The 17533-nt window shown below is 62.0% G+C and carries 16 protein-coding genes; all 16 read left to right on the forward strand.

The features are described 5' to 3' along the window. Nucleotides 1-20: 20 nt before the first annotated feature. Nucleotides 21-1439, forward strand: coding sequence for a tRNA (N6-isopentenyl adenosine(37)-C2)-methylthiotransferase MiaB (gene miaB / locus ETHHA_RS03480; protein ID WP_106919189.1), 1419 nt, complete (start codon nucleotides 21-23; stop codon nucleotides 1437-1439). Beyond that, on the forward strand, nucleotides 1440-1829 hold the full coding sequence (locus ETHHA_RS03485) for a YlbF/YmcA family competence regulator (RefSeq protein ID WP_013484629.1): 390 nt from the start codon (nucleotides 1440-1442) through the stop codon (nucleotides 1827-1829). Nucleotides 1830-1862: 33 nt separating this feature from the next. Beyond that, nucleotides 1863-4478 carry a DNA mismatch repair protein MutS gene (gene mutS / locus ETHHA_RS03490; protein WP_013484630.1) on the forward strand — a complete coding sequence of 872 codons (2616 nt, stop codon included), beginning with the start codon at nucleotides 1863-1865 and terminating at the stop codon, nucleotides 4476-4478. Between the two features lie 46 nt (nucleotides 4479-4524). Beyond that, a complete protein-coding gene (mutL, locus tag ETHHA_RS03495; RefSeq protein WP_013484631.1) occupies nucleotides 4525-6534 on the forward strand; it encodes a DNA mismatch repair endonuclease MutL in 2010 nt (669 codons plus the stop codon). 63 nt (nucleotides 6535-6597) lie between these two features. Next, the gene (gene miaA, locus ETHHA_RS03500; protein ID WP_242822092.1) at nucleotides 6598-7575 is read left to right on the forward strand and encodes a tRNA (adenosine(37)-N6)-dimethylallyltransferase MiaA; all 978 of its coding nucleotides are present in this window, start codon (nucleotides 6598-6600) and stop codon (nucleotides 7573-7575) included. Between the two features lie 105 nt (nucleotides 7576-7680). Continuing rightward, nucleotides 7681-7932 carry an RNA chaperone Hfq gene (hfq, locus tag ETHHA_RS03505; RefSeq protein ID WP_013484633.1) on the forward strand — a complete coding sequence of 84 codons (252 nt, stop codon included), beginning with the start codon at nucleotides 7681-7683 and terminating at the stop codon, nucleotides 7930-7932. Between the two features lie 11 nt (nucleotides 7933-7943). After that, entirely contained in the window at nucleotides 7944-9155 is a 1212-nt protein-coding gene (locus ETHHA_RS03510) for a biotin/lipoyl attachment domain-containing protein (RefSeq protein ID WP_041686630.1), read from the forward strand. Continuing rightward, nucleotides 9133-9861 (forward strand): YggS family pyridoxal phosphate-dependent enzyme, encoded by a 729-nt coding sequence (locus ETHHA_RS03515; protein ID WP_013484635.1) that lies wholly within the window; start codon nucleotides 9133-9135, stop codon nucleotides 9859-9861. Before ETHHA_RS03510 ends, ETHHA_RS03515 begins: the two co-directional genes overlap by 23 nt. 28 nt (nucleotides 9862-9889) lie before the next feature. Next, nucleotides 9890-10327: a cell division protein SepF gene (locus ETHHA_RS03520; protein ID WP_013484636.1), complete on the forward strand. Its 438-nt coding sequence runs from the start codon at nucleotides 9890-9892 to the stop codon at nucleotides 10325-10327. Nucleotides 10328-10444: 117 nt separating this feature from the next. Then, a complete protein-coding gene (locus ETHHA_RS03525) occupies nucleotides 10445-10750 on the forward strand; it encodes a YggT family protein (protein ID WP_013484637.1) in 306 nt (101 codons plus the stop codon). Between the two features lie 19 nt (nucleotides 10751-10769). Continuing rightward, complete coding sequence (locus ETHHA_RS03530) at nucleotides 10770-11516, forward strand: YlmH family RNA-binding protein (RefSeq protein ID WP_013484638.1); 747 nt, start codon at nucleotides 10770-10772, stop codon at nucleotides 11514-11516. 22 nt (nucleotides 11517-11538) lie between these two features. After that, nucleotides 11539-12261, forward strand: a complete 723-nt coding sequence (locus ETHHA_RS03535) for a DivIVA domain-containing protein (protein WP_013484639.1) — start codon at nucleotides 11539-11541, stop codon at nucleotides 12259-12261. A 73-nt stretch (nucleotides 12262-12334) separates the two neighbouring features. After that, complete coding sequence (gene ileS, locus ETHHA_RS03540) at nucleotides 12335-15112, forward strand: isoleucine--tRNA ligase (RefSeq protein ID WP_013484640.1); 2778 nt, start codon at nucleotides 12335-12337, stop codon at nucleotides 15110-15112. Continuing rightward, on the forward strand, nucleotides 15109-15636 hold the full coding sequence (gene lspA, locus ETHHA_RS03545) for a signal peptidase II (RefSeq protein WP_013484641.1): 528 nt from the start codon (nucleotides 15109-15111) through the stop codon (nucleotides 15634-15636). Before ileS ends, lspA begins: the two co-directional genes overlap by 4 nt. Further along, a complete protein-coding gene (locus ETHHA_RS03550; RefSeq protein ID WP_013484642.1) occupies nucleotides 15633-16541 on the forward strand; it encodes an RluA family pseudouridine synthase in 909 nt (302 codons plus the stop codon). Before lspA ends, ETHHA_RS03550 begins: the two co-directional genes overlap by 4 nt. Nucleotides 16542-16664: 123 nt before the next feature. Beyond that, nucleotides 16665-17501: an HAD-IIB family hydrolase gene (locus ETHHA_RS03555; protein ID WP_013484643.1), complete on the forward strand. Its 837-nt coding sequence runs from the start codon at nucleotides 16665-16667 to the stop codon at nucleotides 17499-17501. Nucleotides 17502-17533: the final 32 nt, after the last annotated feature.

The raw sequence follows: 17533 nt of genomic DNA on the forward strand, positions 1-17533 counted from the left end.
TGATTTAAGGATACAGGATATTGGGAGAAAATAAATTGCGGGAAGAAAATCCCGGAAAGGGCTGGGAAACGCAGCGGCAATATGCATTGCGGGTGCGCGGCTTGTGGGGCGCGGCGCCGAAAAAAGCGTATGTGCGCACCTATGGCTGCCAGCAGAACGTGAGCGACAGTGAAAAACTCAGCGGCATGCTTTCGGAAATGGGCTATGTTTTCACCGACAGCCCGAAAGACGCCGACCTGGTGCTGTTCAACACCTGCGCGGTGCGTGAGCACGCCGAACAGCGCGTGCTGGGCAACGTGGGCGCGCTCAAAGGCTTCAAGGCGAAAAAGCCGGACATGCTCATCGCGCTCTGCGGCTGTATGATGCAGGAGCGGCATGTGTCCGAAAAGATCAAACAGAGCTATCCGTACGTCGATCTGGTGTTCGGCACCGGGGCGCTGCCGCGTTTTCCGGAGCTTTTGTGGCGCGCGCTGACCGAAAACGGCCGCGTGTTCGACCTGGAGGAGCAGAACGGCGTGGTCGAGGGCGTGCCCGTCCGGCGGGACGGCGCTTATACCGCATGGCTGCCGGTGATGAACGGCTGCAACAATTTCTGCACCTATTGCATCGTGCCGTATGTGCGCGGCAGAGAGCATTCCCGCGCGCCGGAGCAGGTGCTGCGTGAGGCGGAGGAGTTGCTTGCCGCGGGGGTGAAAGACCTCACGTTGCTTGGGCAGAATGTCAATTCCTATGGAAAAAATCTGCAAAACGACTGGGATTTTGCAAAGCTGCTTGAAAAGCTGGCCGCCCTGCCCGGGGAGTTCCGCCTGCATTTCATGACCTCGCACCCCAAGGACGCGTCGCATCGCCTGTTCGACACCATCGCGGCCAACCCGAAGATTTCGCGTCGTCTGCATCTGCCGTTCCAGTCCGGCAGCGACCGTATCCTGCGGCAGATGAACCGCGGCTATACCGCCGCGCAGTACCGGGAGCTGGTCGCTTACGCGAAAGCGGCCATTCCCGGCCTGTGCCTCACCAGCGATGTGATCGTCGGTTTTCCCGGCGAAACCTGCGAGGATTTCAAACAGACGCTCGCGCTGGTGGAAGAGGTTGGCTTCGCTAATCTCTACACGTTTTTGTATTCGCCCCGGAAGGGGACTCCGGCGGCCGAGATGCCCGACCCCGTGGCCCGCGAGGAAAAGGCGCGCTGGTTTGAGGAACTGCTGGCCGCGCAGGGCGTGAAAAGCCGCGCGTTTCTGGAGTCCCACGTGGGCATGGCCGGGCGGGTGCTGGCCGAAAACGTGGAAAACGGGCTGGCCGCCGGACATACCGACAGCGGCGTGGCCGTGTCGTTCCCAGCGCCTGCGGCCGGCCGATTTTACGAGGTATCCTTCACCGAGGTGAAGGGCGTGACACTGCTCGGCGAGCCCAAGCAGGTCCCGGTAAAGGAGAATGTCTGAATGGACGCGATCGAAAAGGCAAAAGAACTCGTCGAGACCATCTCGCGGGACCCGCGCTGCGTACGGCTGCAGGCGGCGCGCGCGGCGGCGGAGGCCGATGGGGCGCTGCAAAGCCGCATACAGACGTGGAATGTCCGCAAAGAGCAGCTTTCCACCGCCATGCGGCAGCCGGTGAAGGACCCGGCCGCGCTCATCGAGCAGCGCAAAGCGCTTTCGGCGGATTACGATGCGCTGATGGCCGAACCGCTGATGGCCGAGCTGCATACCGCGCAGAGCGAGCTCAACGGCCTGCTGATGCAGATCAACAATATGATCCAGCGCGCCGTGAGCGGCGAGGTGGACGCAGACGGTTGCGGCGGCGACTGCGGCGGCTGCCCCGGCTGCCATTGATCGAAAACAGACGGAAAGACGGAGGAGTGCGGGATGGCGGACATGACGCCGATGATGCGGCAGTATATGGCGGTGAAAGAGCAGCATAAAGACGAAATTCTGTTTTTCCGTCTGGGCGATTTCTATGAGATGTTTTTCGACGACGCCAGGCTGGCCTCCCGCGAGCTGGAACTGACGCTCACCGGCAAGGACTGCGGACTGGACGAGCGCGCGCCGATGTGCGGCGTGCCTTACCACAGCTGCGAAAACTATATTGCCCGCCTGGTGGAAAAGGGCTACAAGGTCGCCATCTGCGAGCAGGCCGAGGACCCGAAGCTGGCCAAGGGGCTGGTAAAGCGGGAGATCGTGCGGGTGGTCACGCCCGGCACCGTCATCGAGGGCAGCATGCTCGATGAGTCGCGCAATAATTACCTTGCCGCCGTCTGTGTGCGGGATGGGCAGGCGGGCGTGGTCTTTGCGGACGTATCCACCGGCGAGGCGCACGCCACGCTGCTCGCGGGCGAGGAACTGGATGTCAAGCTCACCGGCGAGCTGGGGCGCTTTGCCCCGCGCGAGGTTCTGTTCAACGGCGGCTCGCTGGCGCTGGCGGGCGTGGAGCGCTTTGCGAGGGAACGGCTGGGCGCGTCGGTCACGCAGCCGCAGGAAGAAGCGTTCTCGCCGGACGTTGCGCCCCTTTGCGCGCAGTTTGGCAAGCCGGACGCCGCCGCGCTGGAACTCGACGGCAAAGAGCCGGCCGTCCGCGCGCTGAACGCCCTGCTTGCCTACCTGCGGCAAACCCAGATCACCGGGCTGGAGCGCTTAAACCAGCTCGATGTCTACAGTGACGCGCAGTTTATGCGGCTGGATCTCTCCACCCGCCGCAATCTGGAGCTCTGCGAGACCCTGCGCGGGCGGGAGAAGCGCGGCACACTTCTCTGGGTGCTCGACCGCACCAAAACGGCCATGGGCAAGCGCCTGCTCCGGGCCTGGATCGAGCAGCCGCTGCTGCACCCCGGCCCCATCACGCGCCGTCTGGCGGCGGTGGACGAGCTGTTTTCCGATGCGGTGCTGCGCGAGGACGTGATGGAAATCCTCGACGGCGTGCACGACCTCGAGCGCCTGATGACACGCATCGTCTACGGCACCGCCAACGCCCGGGAGCTGCGTGCTCTGGCCGAAACCATCGGGCGGCTGCCGGGGCTGAAAGAACGCGTCGCGCCCTGCAAGGCGCGCCTGTTGTCCGATATTGCCCGCAACATCGACCCTCTGCCCGATCTCTTTGAGCTGATTACCAAAGCCGTCGAGGAAGACCCGCCCGTTTCAGTGCGGGAGGGCGGGCTCATCCGTCCCGGCTACCACGCGGAGATCGACAGCCTGCGCGAGATCATGCGCGGGGGCAAGGGTTTCCTTGCCGAGGTCGAAGCAAGGGAAAAGGAAAAGACCGGCATCAAAAACCTCAAGATCGGCTATAACCGCGTGTTCGGGTATTACATCGAGGTCACCAAATCGAACATCGCGCAGGTGCCGGAGGATTACATCCGCAAGCAGACGCTTACAAACTGTGAGCGCTACATCACTCAGGAGCTCAAGGAACTGGAGGGCCGCGTGCTGGGCGCTCAAGAGCGTGTGGTGCAGCTTGAGTACGATGTGTTCGACGGAGTGCGCCGGCAGGTGGCGGAGCAGCTCCACCGCATCCAGTCCACGGCCGGCGCGCTGGCGGGGCTGGATGTGCTCTGTTCCTTCGCACAGGCGGCGGCAATGAACCGTTACTGCCGCCCCGATCTCGGGGTGGACGGGCGCATTTCCATCAAAGACGGGCGGCATCCCGTGGTGGAAGCCATCCTTTCGGGTGTTCCGTTCGTGCCCAACGACACCGAGCTCGACATGGACGGCGACCGTGTGGCCATTATCACCGGGCCGAACATGGCGGGCAAGTCCACCTATATGCGGCAGGTGGCGCTCATCACGCTCATGGCGCAGATCGGCAGCTTCGTGCCCGCGTCTGCCGCGCACATTGGCGTGGTGGACAGCATCTTCACCCGCGTGGGCGCGTCGGACGATCTTGCCTCCGGGCAGTCCACCTTCATGGTGGAGATGACCGAGGTGGCCTCCATTTTGGAAAACGCCACTCAAAACAGTCTTGTTTTGCTCGACGAGATCGGGCGCGGCACCTCCACGTTCGACGGTATGAGCATCGCGCGCGCGGTGGTCGAGCATGTGGCCGACCTCAAACGCTGCGGTGCAAAAACGCTGTTTGCCACCCATTACCATGAGCTGACGGTGCTGGAAGACCAGCTTTCCGGCGTGCGCAACTACAGCGTGGCGGTCAAAAAGCACGGCGAGGAGCTAACCTTCCTGCGGCGCATCATTCCCGGCGGCGCGGACGACAGTTACGGCATCGAGGTGGCCAAGCTGGCGGGCATCCCCGCCCGCGTGGTCACGCGCGCCCGGGAAATCCTGCGCGAGCTGGAAGCCGGGCAGCCGGTGGCGGTTCCCGCCGGGCGGAAGCGCGCCGCCGTCGAAGCCGCGCCTGCGCAGATGGCGCTGATGAACCCCAAGGCGGAGGATGTGCTGGGGCGGCTGCGTGGCATCGACGCCAACGCGCTCACGCCCATCGAGGCGCTCAACCTGCTGTTCGAGCTTTGCCGCATTGCAAAAGACGACGCATAAAATTGTGTTAGAGTGATTCCAGATTCCATAGAAAGGCGGTGGACGGATGAACCGGATTCAGGTTCTGCCCAAAGCGGTGGCGGAAAAAATTGCGGCGGGCGAAGTGGTGGAGCGCCCCGCTTCCGTGGTGAAGGAGCTGCTGGAAAACGCCATCGACGCGGGGGCGGCCGCGCTCACGCTGGAGATCCAGAACGGCGGCGTGCGGTTCATCCGCGTCACCGATGACGGCAGCGGCATCCCGGCGGAGGACGTCGCCACCGCGTTTCTGCGTCACGCCACCAGCAAGGTGCATACCGACGGCGACCTTGAGGCTATCGGCACGCTGGGGTTCCGCGGCGAGGCGCTGGCGTCTGTCACGGCGGTGTCGAAGGTGGAGCTCATCACCCGCACGGCGGACGAACTGGAGGGAACGCGCATCGCCCTTGCGGGCGGCGAGGTGCTTGAGCAGGGCCCGGCGGGCTGTCCGCAGGGCACTACCATCCTCGTGCGCGACCTGTTTTACAATACGCCCGCGCGGATGAAATTCCTCAAAAAAGACGTCACCGAGGGCAACGCCGTGCGCGCCGTGGCCGAACGGCTGGCGCTTTCACATCCGGAAATCTCGCTCAAATTCATCAAAGACGGGCGCGAGGAACTCCACACGCCGGGGGACGGCAAGCTGCTCTCCGCCGTCCATGCCGTGCTGGGGCGCGATTTCGCGCGCGATCTGCTGCCGGTGGACTATGCGCTGGGCAGCGTGCGGATCACGGGCTTTGTTCTCAAACCGGTGAGCGCCCGCGCCAACCGCAACATGCAGTTTTTCTTCCTCAACGGGCGGCTGGTCAAATCCCGCACGGCGATGGCGGCGCTTGAGCAGGCGTATAAGGGCAGCATCATGGTCGGGCGTTTTCCGGGTTGCGTGCTGCACATCGCCCTGCCGCCCGCTCTGGTGGATGTGAACGTCCACCCAGCCAAGACGGAGGTGCGATTTGCCGACGAGCACGCCGTGTTCGAGGCCGTCTATTACGCGGTGAAGAACACCATTGCCGAAAAAGACACGCGCCCCGCCCTGCGGCTGCCCGGAACGGAGCAGGCCAAACCCGCCCCGTTCGCGGCGCCGGGCGGCAGCCAGTTGCATTTCGCGCCCGGAAACCACGGAATGGGCACCATGCGCGCGGGCGCGGTCACGGCCTATACCCCCGTGGCGGGTGGCCGGGTGGAAGCATCGGAGCCGGAGCTCTCGCTGCCGCCCGCGCTGCCGAAGTGGCCCGACAGACCCGCTTCCGCATTCCGGGCATCTCCGTTGTCGAAAGCAGGCGGGCAAACGGTCGCGCGGGCGGTGGATTCTCCCGTGGCTGCCCCCGGTGCCGCGCCGGAGGCGGGCCATACCGTTCCGCACACGGGCGGGCTTTCCACACATCCGGATGTTCCGGTGGAAACAGGCAGCCCGCAGCAAACCGTGTCCGAGCAGGTCGTCACCGCACCGCCCGCCGTGGAGGAGGGTGTGCAGCCTCCCGCGCTGCGCGTGGTGGGGCAGTGCTTTGAGACCTATATCCTTGTGGAGGAAGGCGACGCCCTCTATCTCATCGACAAGCACGCCGCCCATGAGCGTATCCTTTATGAGGAAATCAAAAAGCAGGGGCAGGCGGCAGGGCAGCTATTGCTGGCGCCCCGGGCGGTCACGCTTGCGCGAGAAGAATACGCGGCGGTGCTCGAAAATTTTGCGCTGCTGCGGGAGACGGGCTTCGATATGGAGGATTTCGGCGGCGCCACGGTGCTGGTGCGTTCCGCGCCGGTTTATCTGCGCGAGAGCGAGATCGTTCCCGCCGTGGAGGAACTGGCGGGCAAGCTGGCGGGTTTCGGCAAAGATCTCACACCCGAGCGTATCGACGAGCTGTACCATTCGGTGGCCTGCCGTGCCGCCGTCAAGGCCGGAGACAAAACCGGCCCGGAGGAGGCCGCCCGGCTGGCAAAGCGCGTGCTGGAGCTGGACGATGTGCGCTACTGCCCGCACGGCCGGCCGGTGGCGTTCGTGCTCACGCGCGGGGAGATCGAAAAGCAGTTCGGCCGGGCATGACCTGGCTGTGCGGGCTTTTTCTAAAACATTGCAGTATTCGGCGCCGGCGGCGGATGCTATACTTTGGATGAAACAGGAGGTGCGCCGTTGGAGCAGATTCCCGTCCTCGCCGTGGTGGGTTCCACCGCCAGCGGCAAAACCCGGCTGGCTGTGGAGCTGGCGCTGCATTACGGCGGCGAGGTGGTTTCGGCGGATTCCATGCAGATCTACAAGGGCATGGCCGTTGGCACCGCGCAGCCCACGCCGGAGGAAAGGCGCGGCGTGCCGCACCATCTCATCGGTATGCGTGACCCGGCGCAGCCATGCAGCGTGGCCGAGTATGTGGCGCTGGCGGGCGCGTGCATCGCGGATATCCACGCGCGCGGGCGGGTGCCCGTGGTGGCCGGCGGCACCGGGCTGTATGTCGATTCGCTGCTGCTCGGGCGCGCCTTTGAGGAGACCGGGCGGGACGACGCGCTGCGCGCCCGCCTGCGGCGGGAAGCGGAGGAGCGGGGTGGGGAGTCTCTGCTGGCAAAGCTGGCGGCGTTTGATCCGGAAACCGCCGAAAGGCTGCACCCGCACAACATCGGGCGCATCATTCGCGCCATCGAGGTCTATGAGACCGACGGCGTCACCATGTCCGAGCTTCAGCGCCGTTCCCGGCTGGCGCCTTCGCCCTACTGCACGTTTCGCGTCGGGCTGTATGCCGCCGACCGCGCCGCGCTTTATGCGAAGATCGACGCCCGGGTGGACGGGATGATGGCCGCCGGCCTGTTGGACGAAGCAAAAGCGCTCTTTGCGCGCGAAGATGTGCGGGGCGGCACCGCTATGCAGGCCATCGGCTACAAGGAGCTGGCGGGATACCTGCGCGGGGAATGCGCGCTGGAAGACGCCGTGGAGGCCGTCAAGCGCGCCACCAGGCGGTATGCCAAGCGGCAGATGACCTGGTTTCGCCGCGAAAAAGACATCCTCTGGCTTGAAATCGGAATGGGAAATTTTGAAATAATTTGTGAACAGGCCGTGCGCGGCATAGATAATGCGCGCATTCTATGCTATAATTAGGCAATACTCTCTGGTGCTTGTACACAAAACCGGAGCGGTCTTCCGCCGTGCAGAAAGGCATCATTCCCTGCTTTCGGACGGGCCGGTCTCTTTGGAGGAAACAATATGCAGAAGGCAATGAATTTACAGGACGTATTTCTCAACCAGGTGCGCAAGGACAAGATTCCCGTCACCATTTTTCTCACCAACGGGTATCAGTTCAAAGGCGTGGTCAAAGGCTTTGATAATTTCACCGTGATCCTCGAAAGCGACGGCAAGCAGGATCTGGTCTATAAGCATGCCATCTCCACCGTGATTCCGGTGCGCCCGGTCTCCATTCTGGACAGTGCCACCGCGCCCGCTAAAGAGCACGTCTGACGGCCATGCACATGAACAGCTCGCTCAAATGGCTGCTGCGCGTGGGGCTTTCGCTGTTTTTGCTCACCTATGTCGGGTACCAGGCCTACCGGGCGCTCTACCACCCCGTGCGCACGCAGCGGGTCACGATCTCCACCGTGCAGGACAGCATCACCGCCGACGCCGTCGCGCTGCATCAGGAAACGCTGTTGCAGAACACGGCGTCCGGCGTCATTGATTATACGCGCGATAACGGCGAACGGGTGTCCAAAGGCGGTGTGGTGGCCAATATCTACCCCACCGAGCAGGACGCGCAGAACGAGCAGGCGCTCCAGGCCGTGCAGGACCAGATCACCCGTCTGCAGAATCTGGGCGATACCGGCAGCGCGGGTGTGACGGATGTGAGCGTGCTGGACGCGGCGCTGCGCGAGGATTTTCTCCGGCTGGCCGATCAGACCGCCGGTTCCAACTTGGATGGCCTTTCAGACGCGGGTACCAGCCTCTTGAATTATCTCAACCGCAAGCAGCTTGCTACCGGCGCCGTCAGCGATTTCGGCGGCGCCATCGCCACCCTGCAAAAGCAAGCGGATGCGCTCAAAGCGAAGATCGGCGGGGCCGGGCAGCCGCTCACCGCTCCGGTCGCGGGCTATTTTGTGCAGACGGCGGACGGGTATGAGGGCGCGTATAACGTCGCAAATATCGCGTCCATCAAACCGGCGGATGTGCAGAAGCTCCTGACGGAAAAGGTGACGCCGCCTTCTGGCGCGGCCGGCAAGGTCGTGTCGGACTTTGAATGGTATGTCGCTGCGCTCCTCACGCCAAACGAGGCGCACCGGCTGGCCGAGAACGGGCAGGTGGATCTGCGTTTTGCACTTTCCAGCGAGGATGCGGTGCCCGCCACCGTGCTGGCGCTCAACCCCACGGGGAACCAGTACGCCGCAGTCTTCCTCTGCAGCTCCATGACCCAGAAGCTGGCCGTCATCCGTCGCCAGAGTGTGCATATCATCATACAGAGCTATACCGGCCTGCGGGTGGACAACCGCTATATCAGCGTGATCGGCGGGAAAAAGGGCGTGTTCGTGCAGGACGGCGACACGGCCCGGTTTCGCACGATCGTCCCCGTTTTCAGCGGGAACGGCTACACGATCTCGACGGTCGATCCTTCCGATACCGGCAGGCTGCAGGTCTATGATGCCATCATTACGAACAGGGATGATTTACATGACGGAGAATTGCTCCAGTGAGCAGACTGCGCGCGCGCAGGAAATCGCGCGCAACCTCGACGCCGTGCGGGCGCGCATCGAGCAGGCGGCGCGCGTGTCCGGCCGCAGTGCGGACGCGGTCACGCTGGTGGCGGTAACCAAGACCATGCCTGCGTCGGATGTGAATGCCGCGCTGGTGCACGGCGTGCGCGTATTCGGTGAAAACCGCGTGCAGGAGTTGCTCGGCAAGCTGCCGGACATCCGCTTGGGCGAAGGGCAGTGCGCCCATCTCATCGGCCATTTGCAGACCAACAAGGTCCGGCAGGTGATTGACAAAGTGGCGATGATCCAGTCGGTGGACAGCGTCCATCTCGCGGAGGAGATCGACAAGCAGGCGGCCAAACGCGGCCTGCGGATGGATGTGCTCATCGAGGTCAATATCGGCGGTGAGGAAGCCAAATCGGGCGTGCCGCCCCAGGACCTGCCCGCGCTGTTGGAAGCGGCGGCCGGTTTTCCCCATCTGCGGGTCTGCGGGTTGATGGCCGTCCCCCCCGTCTGCGCCGACAAAGAGGCGGTTCGCCCCTATTTTCGGGCAATGCGCAAACTGTTTATTGACATTGCACCCAAAAAATCGGATAATGTATCTATGCACATCCTCTCCATGGGGATGTCCGGTGATTTTGATATCGCAATCGAGGAAGGCTCCACAATGGTGCGGGTTGGAACCGCGATTTTTGGCAGAAGATAAGACCATACACTGCAGGAGGTAGACGGCGATGAGCCTGATGGAAAAACTCAAAAATTTTATGACCGCAGAAGAAGAAGATTACGAGGATATGGGAGAAGAAGTTGATCTGCTGGCGAAAGCGCCGGATAAAGCGGGTGCGCGCACCGAAGATGTCCGCCGCAACAACAAAGTGGTCAACATCCACACTACGGCGCAGCTTCAGGTAGTGCTCATTAAGCCGGAGCGCTTCGACGACGCGGTGGGCGTGGCCGATCACCTCAACGACAAACGCACCGTGGTGCTCAATCTGGAGTCCACCAACAAGGATGTGTCGCGCCGGATCGTTGATTTTCTCAGCGGCGTGGCGTATGCCAACAACGGCCAGATCAAGCGCGTGGCCAACAGTACGTTCATTATCACGCCGTATAACGTGGATATCGTGGGCGACCTGCTGGACGAACTGGAAAACAACGGCGTGTTCTTCTGAAAAATCCGGCATCCTGCCTGTCGGCAGGCATGTTTCGGGCGCCGCCCTGTTTGATGGTGGGGCGGCTTTTCATTTCGGTGCCGTACGCCGCACCGTTTTTGCTGTGGAGGGGATGGATTGGCTTACGCTTTGAGTTATGGGCTTCTGCGTGCGTTTGGCGGCCTGATTTGGATCATCAATGCGTTGATTCTGGTCAGGGTGCTCATTTCGTGGGTGCCGCAGTTGATTCAGTCGCATGTGGGACGTCTCATCGTCGCGCTCACTGAGCCGGTTTTGGCCCCTTTCCGGCATCTGCTGATGCGCATTCCCGCCCTCAGCCGTCTGCCGGTGGATTTTTCCCCGATCGTAGCCTGGATTGCTTTGAGTTTGCTCCAGTGGATCATCAACATGCTGTTCGGCGTCTTTTTCACGATGCTCCATTGACAAGGTGACGCTTTTGAAAATGCCAGGAACAGACGACAGTCTGCTTTTTGCGCGCGCAGACGATGCGTTGCGGGCGGTGGGGCGGTACGCGGCCCGTTTCGTCGGGTTCCTCGACGAGCGGGAACAGGCGGCCGTTTTGCGGCATCTGTCGGCAAAGCATGCTGATGCATCGTTTCTGCTCTGGGGCGGTTATGCGGACGCGGAGCGCCGGATGCTCGGCGTCTTCCCGCAGGAAGAGGTGCCGGACGGCGCGGCGTTTCCCATTACAGCGGTGCAGATCATCTGGAAAGGTGCGGAACTGAACCATCGTGATTTTCTGGGTGCGCTGCTTTCGCTGGGCCTCAAACGCGAAAAGGTGGGCGACCTTGTCGTACGTTCAAACGACTGCGTGGCGTTTTTGGAAAACGCGGTGGCCGCTTTCGTACGGTCCAACCTTTCCCGTGTGGGGCGTATCGGCGTTTCCTGCGAGCCGTATGAGGGGGATGTGCGTCGTGAAGCGCATTTTGCGGAGATCGGCGGCACTGTCGCTTCCGAACGGCTCGACTGCGTGGTTGCCGCACTCACCGGCTGCTCCCGTACCCAGGCGGAGGACGGTATCACGGCCGGGCGGGTGGCGTTGGATTTTCGAACGGTGACCGACCGGGCTTGCCGGGTGCCGCCCGGCGCTTCGCTGTCCATCCGCGGCTGTGGCCGCTTTGTCGTGGATGAACTCGGCCCGCCCACGCGGAAAGGGCGGCTGCGCTTCGCGGCGCGCAAGTATGTGTAACAGGAAATGAGGAGGCGGCGGCATGACGTCGGGTGAACTTTTAAATAAGCGGTTTGAAAAAACGCGCATGGGCGGCTATAAAACCACGGAAGTGGAGGCGTTCCTGACGGAAGCGGCCAACGCTTTTACGCAGCTGACGCGCGAAAACGGCGACCTCAAGCGGCAGGTCGAAGCGCTGCGCACACAGGCGGCGGAAGTGGAAGCCGATAAGGACAGCCTGCGTGACGCACTGCTGAGCGCTCAGAAGTTTGCCGACTCGCTGGTGCACGATGCAAAGGCGCAGGCGGAAGAAATTCTGGTGGAAGCGCGCACCAAGGCCGACCGTCTCACCGGCAGTGTGCAGATTCAGATCGTGCAGGAAAAAGAAGAACTGACGCGCATGAAAACGGAAGTCGCCGCATTCCGCTCCAAGCTGTTGGATATCTACCGCGCACATCTGGAGCTGATCGGCGCCATACCGGTGGAAGCGCCCGCAGGCACTGCGGAGCCTGCAAAGAATGAAAACGAAGCACCGACGGCCGATACCACGGCAGCGTCGGCTGCTGAAGAAAAACCGGCTGCTGCACCTGCCCTGGAAGAAGAGGCGCAGCCTGCCGCACAAGAGGAAGCCGCCGCCGCACAGGCGCCTGCCGGGGAGACTGCAAAACCCATGAACACCGTGTCCGTGCGGCTGAACATGCGCTATGACGAGCAGACGGGGGAATATGTCCCGTTCTCGGCGGACGGCGAGCAAGAGGAAGAATGAACAGGCGCCCCGGCGTCTGCAGCGGAACGGTTTTCGCTTTTCGTAAACATCGGATAAGGAGCGACGTGTACCCATGCCTGAGGATTATAACAATACGCTGAACCTGCCGAAGACGGCATTCCCCATGCGGGCGGGCCTGCCCCAGAAAGAGCCGGAGCTGCTCAAAAAGTGGGAAGAGCAGGATTTCTGGAATGCCCTGATGCGGCACAACGAGGGCAAGCCCCTCTTTGTGTTGCACGACGGTCCGCCCTATGCCAACGGTGATATCCATCTCGGCACGGCCATGAACAAGATCCTCAAGGATTTCATCATGCGCTACAAAAATATGTCCGGCTTCAAAGCGCCTTATGTGCCGGGGTGGGACACGCACGGCCTGCCCATCGAGCGCAAGGCGATCGACAAGGTGGGTCTGAACCGGCGCAGCGATGATCCGGCGGAGTTTCGCGGGCATTGTCGGGATTTTGCGCTTTCCCATATCGAAGTGATGACGGAACAGTTCAAGCGGCTGGGCGTTATCGGCGACTGGAAACATCCCTACCGCACGCTCAACCCTGCATTCGAGGCAAGGCAGATCGAGGTCTTTGGCGAAATGGCGCTCAAAGGCTATATCTATAAAGGGCTCAAGCCGGTCTACTGGTGCCCGCACGACGAGACAGCTCTCGCAGAGGCGGAGATCGAATACGCGGAAGACCCATGCGATTCCGTCTACGTCAAATTTGAAGTGACGGATGACCACGGCAAGCTCTATCCGCTCGGCGCAAAGCCCGGCAGCACCTATTTCATTATCTGGACGACTACCACATGGACATTGCCGGGCAACGTGGCTATCTGCCTCGGGCCGGAGTTTGACTACGCGTTGGTGCGCGCGGGTGATTCCTGTTATGTGGTGGCCGCAGCGCTGGCCGAAAAAGCCATGCAGGCCGGCGGCGTGGAAAACTATGAAGTGCTCGGCACCATTCCCGGAGCAGAGCTTGAGGGCATCACCGCGAAGCATCCGTTCCTGGACAGGCAGTCGCTGGTTATCGTGGGCGGCCACGTTACGCTGGAAAGCGGCACCGGCTGCGTGCATACCGCGCCGGGACACGGCGTGGAGGACTTCGAGGTCTGCCGGAATTATCCGCAGTTGCCCATTGTGGTGCCGGTGGATGACAAGGGTCGCCTGACCAAAGACGCCGGCCCGTTCGAGGGGCTGACCACCGACAAGGCAAACAAGGCCATCCGGGAACACCTCGCAGAGACCGGTGCGCTTTTTGCGACGGAGCACATCACCCACCAGTATCCGCACTGCTGGCGCTGTAAGCATCCGGTGCTTTTCCGCGCGACCGAACAGTGGTTCTGCTCGGTGGACGACATCAAGGAAAAAACGTTCGAGGCCATCCGCGGTGTGGAGTGGCTGCCCGCATGGGGCGAGGAGCGCATCACCGGCATGGTGCGTGACCGCAGCGACTGGTGCATTTCGCGCCAGCGTCTGTGGGGCGTGCCCATCCCTATTTTTTACTGCAAGGACTGCGGCAAGGAGCTCATCACCCGTGAGAGCATCGACGCGGTGGCTGCGCTGTTTCGCAAAGAGGGCGCCGACGCCTGGTGGAAATACAGCGCGGAGGAAATCCTGCCGGGAGGCACCGTCTGCTCCTGCGGCGGGCACGCGTTCGCCAAAGAGCAGGACGTCATGGATGTCTGGTTCGACTCGGGCGTGACCCACGCCGCCGTGCTGGCCACCCGCCCCGACCTGCACTGGCCGGCGGACATTTATCTGGAAGGCAACGACCAGTACCGTGGCTGGTTCCAGTCCTCGCTGCTCACCAGCATCGCGTGGAAAGGCGTCGCCCCTTATAAAATGGTCATCACCCACGGCATGGTGGTGGACGGCGAAGGCCGCAAGATGTCCAAGAGTCTGGGCAACGGCATCGCACCGGGCGATATTGTGAAAAAATTCGGTGCGGATATCCTGCGCCTTTGGGTGGCATCGTCGGATTATCAGGGCGATGTCCGCGTGTCGGACAACATCCTCAAGCAGCTTTCGGAAGTCTACCGCAAGATCCGCAACACCGCGCGGTATATCCTCGGCAACACGTCGGACTTTGATCCGCAGAAAGACGCGGTGGCGTTCGACGCGCTGCTGCCCATCGACAAATGGGCGGTGTGGCGGCTGGACGAGCTACAGAAGACCGTTGTCACGGCGTATGAACACTACGAGTTCCACACTATTTTCCACGCGGTGCACAATTTCTGTGTGGTGGATATGTCCAACTTCTATCTGGATGTGCTCAAGGACCGGCTGTATGTCGAAAAGGCGGATTCGGTTTCCCGCCGCGCGGCGCAGACCGTCATCCACCGCATCCTTGATTCGCTTACCCGGCTGGTGGCGCCCATTCTCGTCTTCACAGCCGAGGAAATCTGGCAGTATCTCCCGCACGACGCAGAGCAGGAAAGCGTGCTGTACGCGGGCATGCCGTCGCTCTCGGGCGAGTCGTTCGACGAAGCGTTTACCGGTCGCTGGGAGCGCATCCACACCATCCGCGACGATGTGAAAAAAGCGCTGGAGCTTTCCCGTACGGCGCATGAGATCGGCGGCTCGCTCGAAGCGGAAGTGACGCTGTATGCCGCCGGCGAACTGTACGACTTCCTCCAGTCCGTGGTGGAAGAGCTGCCCGCTGTGTTCATCGTTTCCGGCGTGCATCTGGAAAAAGAGGGCACGGGCGCGTTCCAGGGCGACGTAGAGGGCCTGTCGGTTACAGTGGCGCACGCGCACGGGGAGAAGTGCGAACGCTGCTGGGTCTACAGCGACACGGTAGGGCAGTCGACGAAACATCCCACTCTTTGCAGCCGTTGTGCGGGGATCGTGGAATGAGACGGAGCATGTTTGCCTCTCGAAGGCGCGGATATGGCCGAAGCAGATGCGGCGTCGCGCCGTGGATCTGGCTGTTGCTCGCGGCTGCACTGGTGGCGGCCGATCGCCTGACCAAGCTGGCGGTGGTCGCCCACATGCAGTTGGGGGAGGACATTCCCGTTCTTGGGCCGCTTCTGCATCTGTATTATCTGCGCAACACCGGCGCGGCGTTCTCGTTGTTTGATACGCTGGCGTTTGGCCGCTGGCTCTTGGCAGGCTTTACCATCGTGCTGGTTGGCGTATGCATTTGGGTGCTGTTTGCGGGCAAACTGCGCGGGTGGCTGGGCAATCTGGCACTCACCCTCATCATCGCGGGCGGCATCGGCAACCTCATCGACCGGTTGACAACGGGCGAAGTGGTCGATTTTCTGTATGTAAAGATCATTCATTTTGCAATATTCAACGTAGCGGACAGTTTTGTGGTTGTGGGCGCGGTGCTGCTCTGCCTGTGTTTCCTGTTGCAGGAAAAACGGGGCGCACGATGACGCGGCAGACCTTTGTGGCCGGTATGGAACAGGCGGGCGAGCGGCTGGACAGGGCGCTCGCCCGTTTGTGTCCGGATCAGACACGCTCCGGTCTGCAAAAGCTGTTGGAATGTGGGCTGGTCACGCTTAACGGCAAACCTGCCGGCAAGCACGACCGCATGCGCGCGGGTGACGAGATCGTGGTCGAGTTTCCGGATCCGGTGCCGCTTGAAGCGAAAGCACAGGACATCCCGATCGAGGTCGTCTATGAGGACGACGATCTGCTGGTAGTGAACAAGCCGCAGGGCATGGTGGTGCACCCGGGCGCGGGCAACCCGGACGGCACGCTGGTGAACGCGCTGCTCTTCCATTGTGGGGACAGCTTGTCCGGCATCGGAGGCGTGCTGCGGCCGGGCATCGTCCACCGCATTGATAAAGACACCAGCGGTTTGTTGATGGTGGCCAAGAACGATCGCGCGCACCAGAGTCTTGCCGCGCAGATCAAGGCGCACAGCTTTCTGCGGGAATACGAAGCGGTGGTCTGTGGCGTCATCAAGGAAGACAGCGGCACGGTGGATGCGCCGGTGGGCCGCCACCCCACCAACCGCAAGCGTATGGCCGTCACGCAGAAAAACAGCCGTCACGCCGTCACGCATTACACGGTGCTGCGTCGTTATACGCATTATACCCACCTGAGGCTGCGGCTGGAAACCGGCCGTACGCACCAGATTCGGCTGCACATGGCCTATATCGGGCATCCTGTGGCGGGCGATCCCGTTTATGGCAAGCCGCTGTGCGGCCTGCGGGGGCAATGTCTGCACGCGCGCACGCTGGGCTTCGTCCACCCGTCCACCGGCCGTTATATGGAATTTACCAGCGAACTACCCGCGTATTTCCGGCAATTTCTCACTACCCTTGCGACATGACCCGCGGTATGATAATATGGTAGATGCGGAACGGCCCGCGCGCATGCGGGAGGGACCGCGAAAAACCCGGTTTGCAAAGCGGCCGGCGTGCGGTACGCCGCCGGCTCAATACAGGAGGGCCGTATGTCGAGAAATCTGCCGTATGAAGGGTATCTGCTCGTATCGGACATGGACGGCACGCTCATTACCGAGACCTTTGAGATGCCCGCGCGCAACATTGAAGCCGCACGCGCATTTATGGAAGGCGGCGGGCATTTTGCATTCGCCACTGGCCGCACGCACTCTTCTGCGGGCGCGTTTCTGGACCGTGTGGAGGTCAACACGCCCTGCATTTTGTATAACGGCGCGGTCATTTTCGATTATGCCAACAAGCGGTTCGTGTGGAGCGCAGACCTGCCCGCAGCGGTGACGGAACTGGCACGGGAAGCCATTCGTCGCTTTCCGGAGGTGGGCGTGGAGCTTATCACGGACGATGCCGTCTACATTGTGCACGAAAGCACGGCCACCCGCAGGCACACCAACAACGAGCGGCTGCATTATGTCATCACCGATCTCGACCACGCGCCCAGAAGCGGTTGGCATAAAATGATCTTCGCAGCGGAGGAAGACCGGCTGCCGGTCTTTGCGGATTTTGCAGGCAAAGCGCCCAACCACGGCTGGGATATGGTCTTTTCCAGCACGCATTTTCTGGAGGTGTTGCCGCGGAATGTTTCCAAGGGCACCACGGTGCTGCATCTCGCCTCGCTTCTCCAAATCGAGAAAGAGCATATTTTCGCCATCGGCGATTATTATAACGATCTCACGCTGTTGCGCACGGCAGCCTTCAGCGCCGCGCCTGCGGGAGCGCCCGATGATGTCAAGGCAGCCGCGGATGTGGTGGTTGGTCCGTGCAAGCTGGGCGCAGTGGCTGATTTTATAAACTGTATTGATGAGCGGCTGGAGAAAGCCGCCAATGCATGACGGGCAGGACCGCGTCCGTCCGGCAGGAAAAT

It is taken from the genome of Ethanoligenens harbinense YUAN-3, from assembly GCF_000178115.2.
GTDB classification, from domain to species: domain Bacteria; phylum Bacillota; class Clostridia; order Oscillospirales; family Ethanoligenentaceae; genus Ethanoligenens; species Ethanoligenens harbinense.

Excerpts from the sequence above, each read along its gene's own strand:
- ETHHA_RS03485 (WP_013484629.1), top strand. The coding sequence starts at position 1,440 with ATGGACGCGATCGAAAAGGCAAAAGAACTCGTCGAGACCATCTCGCGG.
- mutS (WP_013484630.1), top strand. The coding sequence starts at position 1,863 with ATGGCGGACATGACGCCGATGATGCGGCAGTATATGGCGGTGAAAGAG.
- mutL (WP_013484631.1), top strand. The coding sequence starts at position 4,525 with ATGAACCGGATTCAGGTTCTGCCCAAAGCGGTGGCGGAAAAAATTGCG.
- hfq (WP_013484633.1), top strand. The coding sequence starts at position 7,681 with ATGCAGAAGGCAATGAATTTACAGGACGTATTTCTCAACCAGGTGCGC.
- ETHHA_RS03510 (WP_041686630.1), top strand. The coding sequence starts at position 7,944 with ATGAACAGCTCGCTCAAATGGCTGCTGCGCGTGGGGCTTTCGCTGTTT.
- ETHHA_RS03515 (WP_013484635.1), top strand. The coding sequence starts at position 9,133 with ATGACGGAGAATTGCTCCAGTGAGCAGACTGCGCGCGCGCAGGAAATC.
- ETHHA_RS03520 (WP_013484636.1), top strand. The coding sequence starts at position 9,890 with ATGAGCCTGATGGAAAAACTCAAAAATTTTATGACCGCAGAAGAAGAA.
- ETHHA_RS03530 (WP_013484638.1), top strand. The coding sequence starts at position 10,770 with ATGCCAGGAACAGACGACAGTCTGCTTTTTGCGCGCGCAGACGATGCG.
- ETHHA_RS03535 (WP_013484639.1), top strand. The coding sequence starts at position 11,539 with ATGACGTCGGGTGAACTTTTAAATAAGCGGTTTGAAAAAACGCGCATG.
- ileS (WP_013484640.1), top strand. The coding sequence starts at position 12,335 with ATGCCTGAGGATTATAACAATACGCTGAACCTGCCGAAGACGGCATTC.
- lspA (WP_013484641.1), top strand. The coding sequence starts at position 15,109 with ATGAGACGGAGCATGTTTGCCTCTCGAAGGCGCGGATATGGCCGAAGC.
- ETHHA_RS03550 (WP_013484642.1), top strand. The coding sequence starts at position 15,633 with ATGACGCGGCAGACCTTTGTGGCCGGTATGGAACAGGCGGGCGAGCGG.
- ETHHA_RS03555 (WP_013484643.1), top strand. The coding sequence starts at position 16,665 with ATGTCGAGAAATCTGCCGTATGAAGGGTATCTGCTCGTATCGGACATG.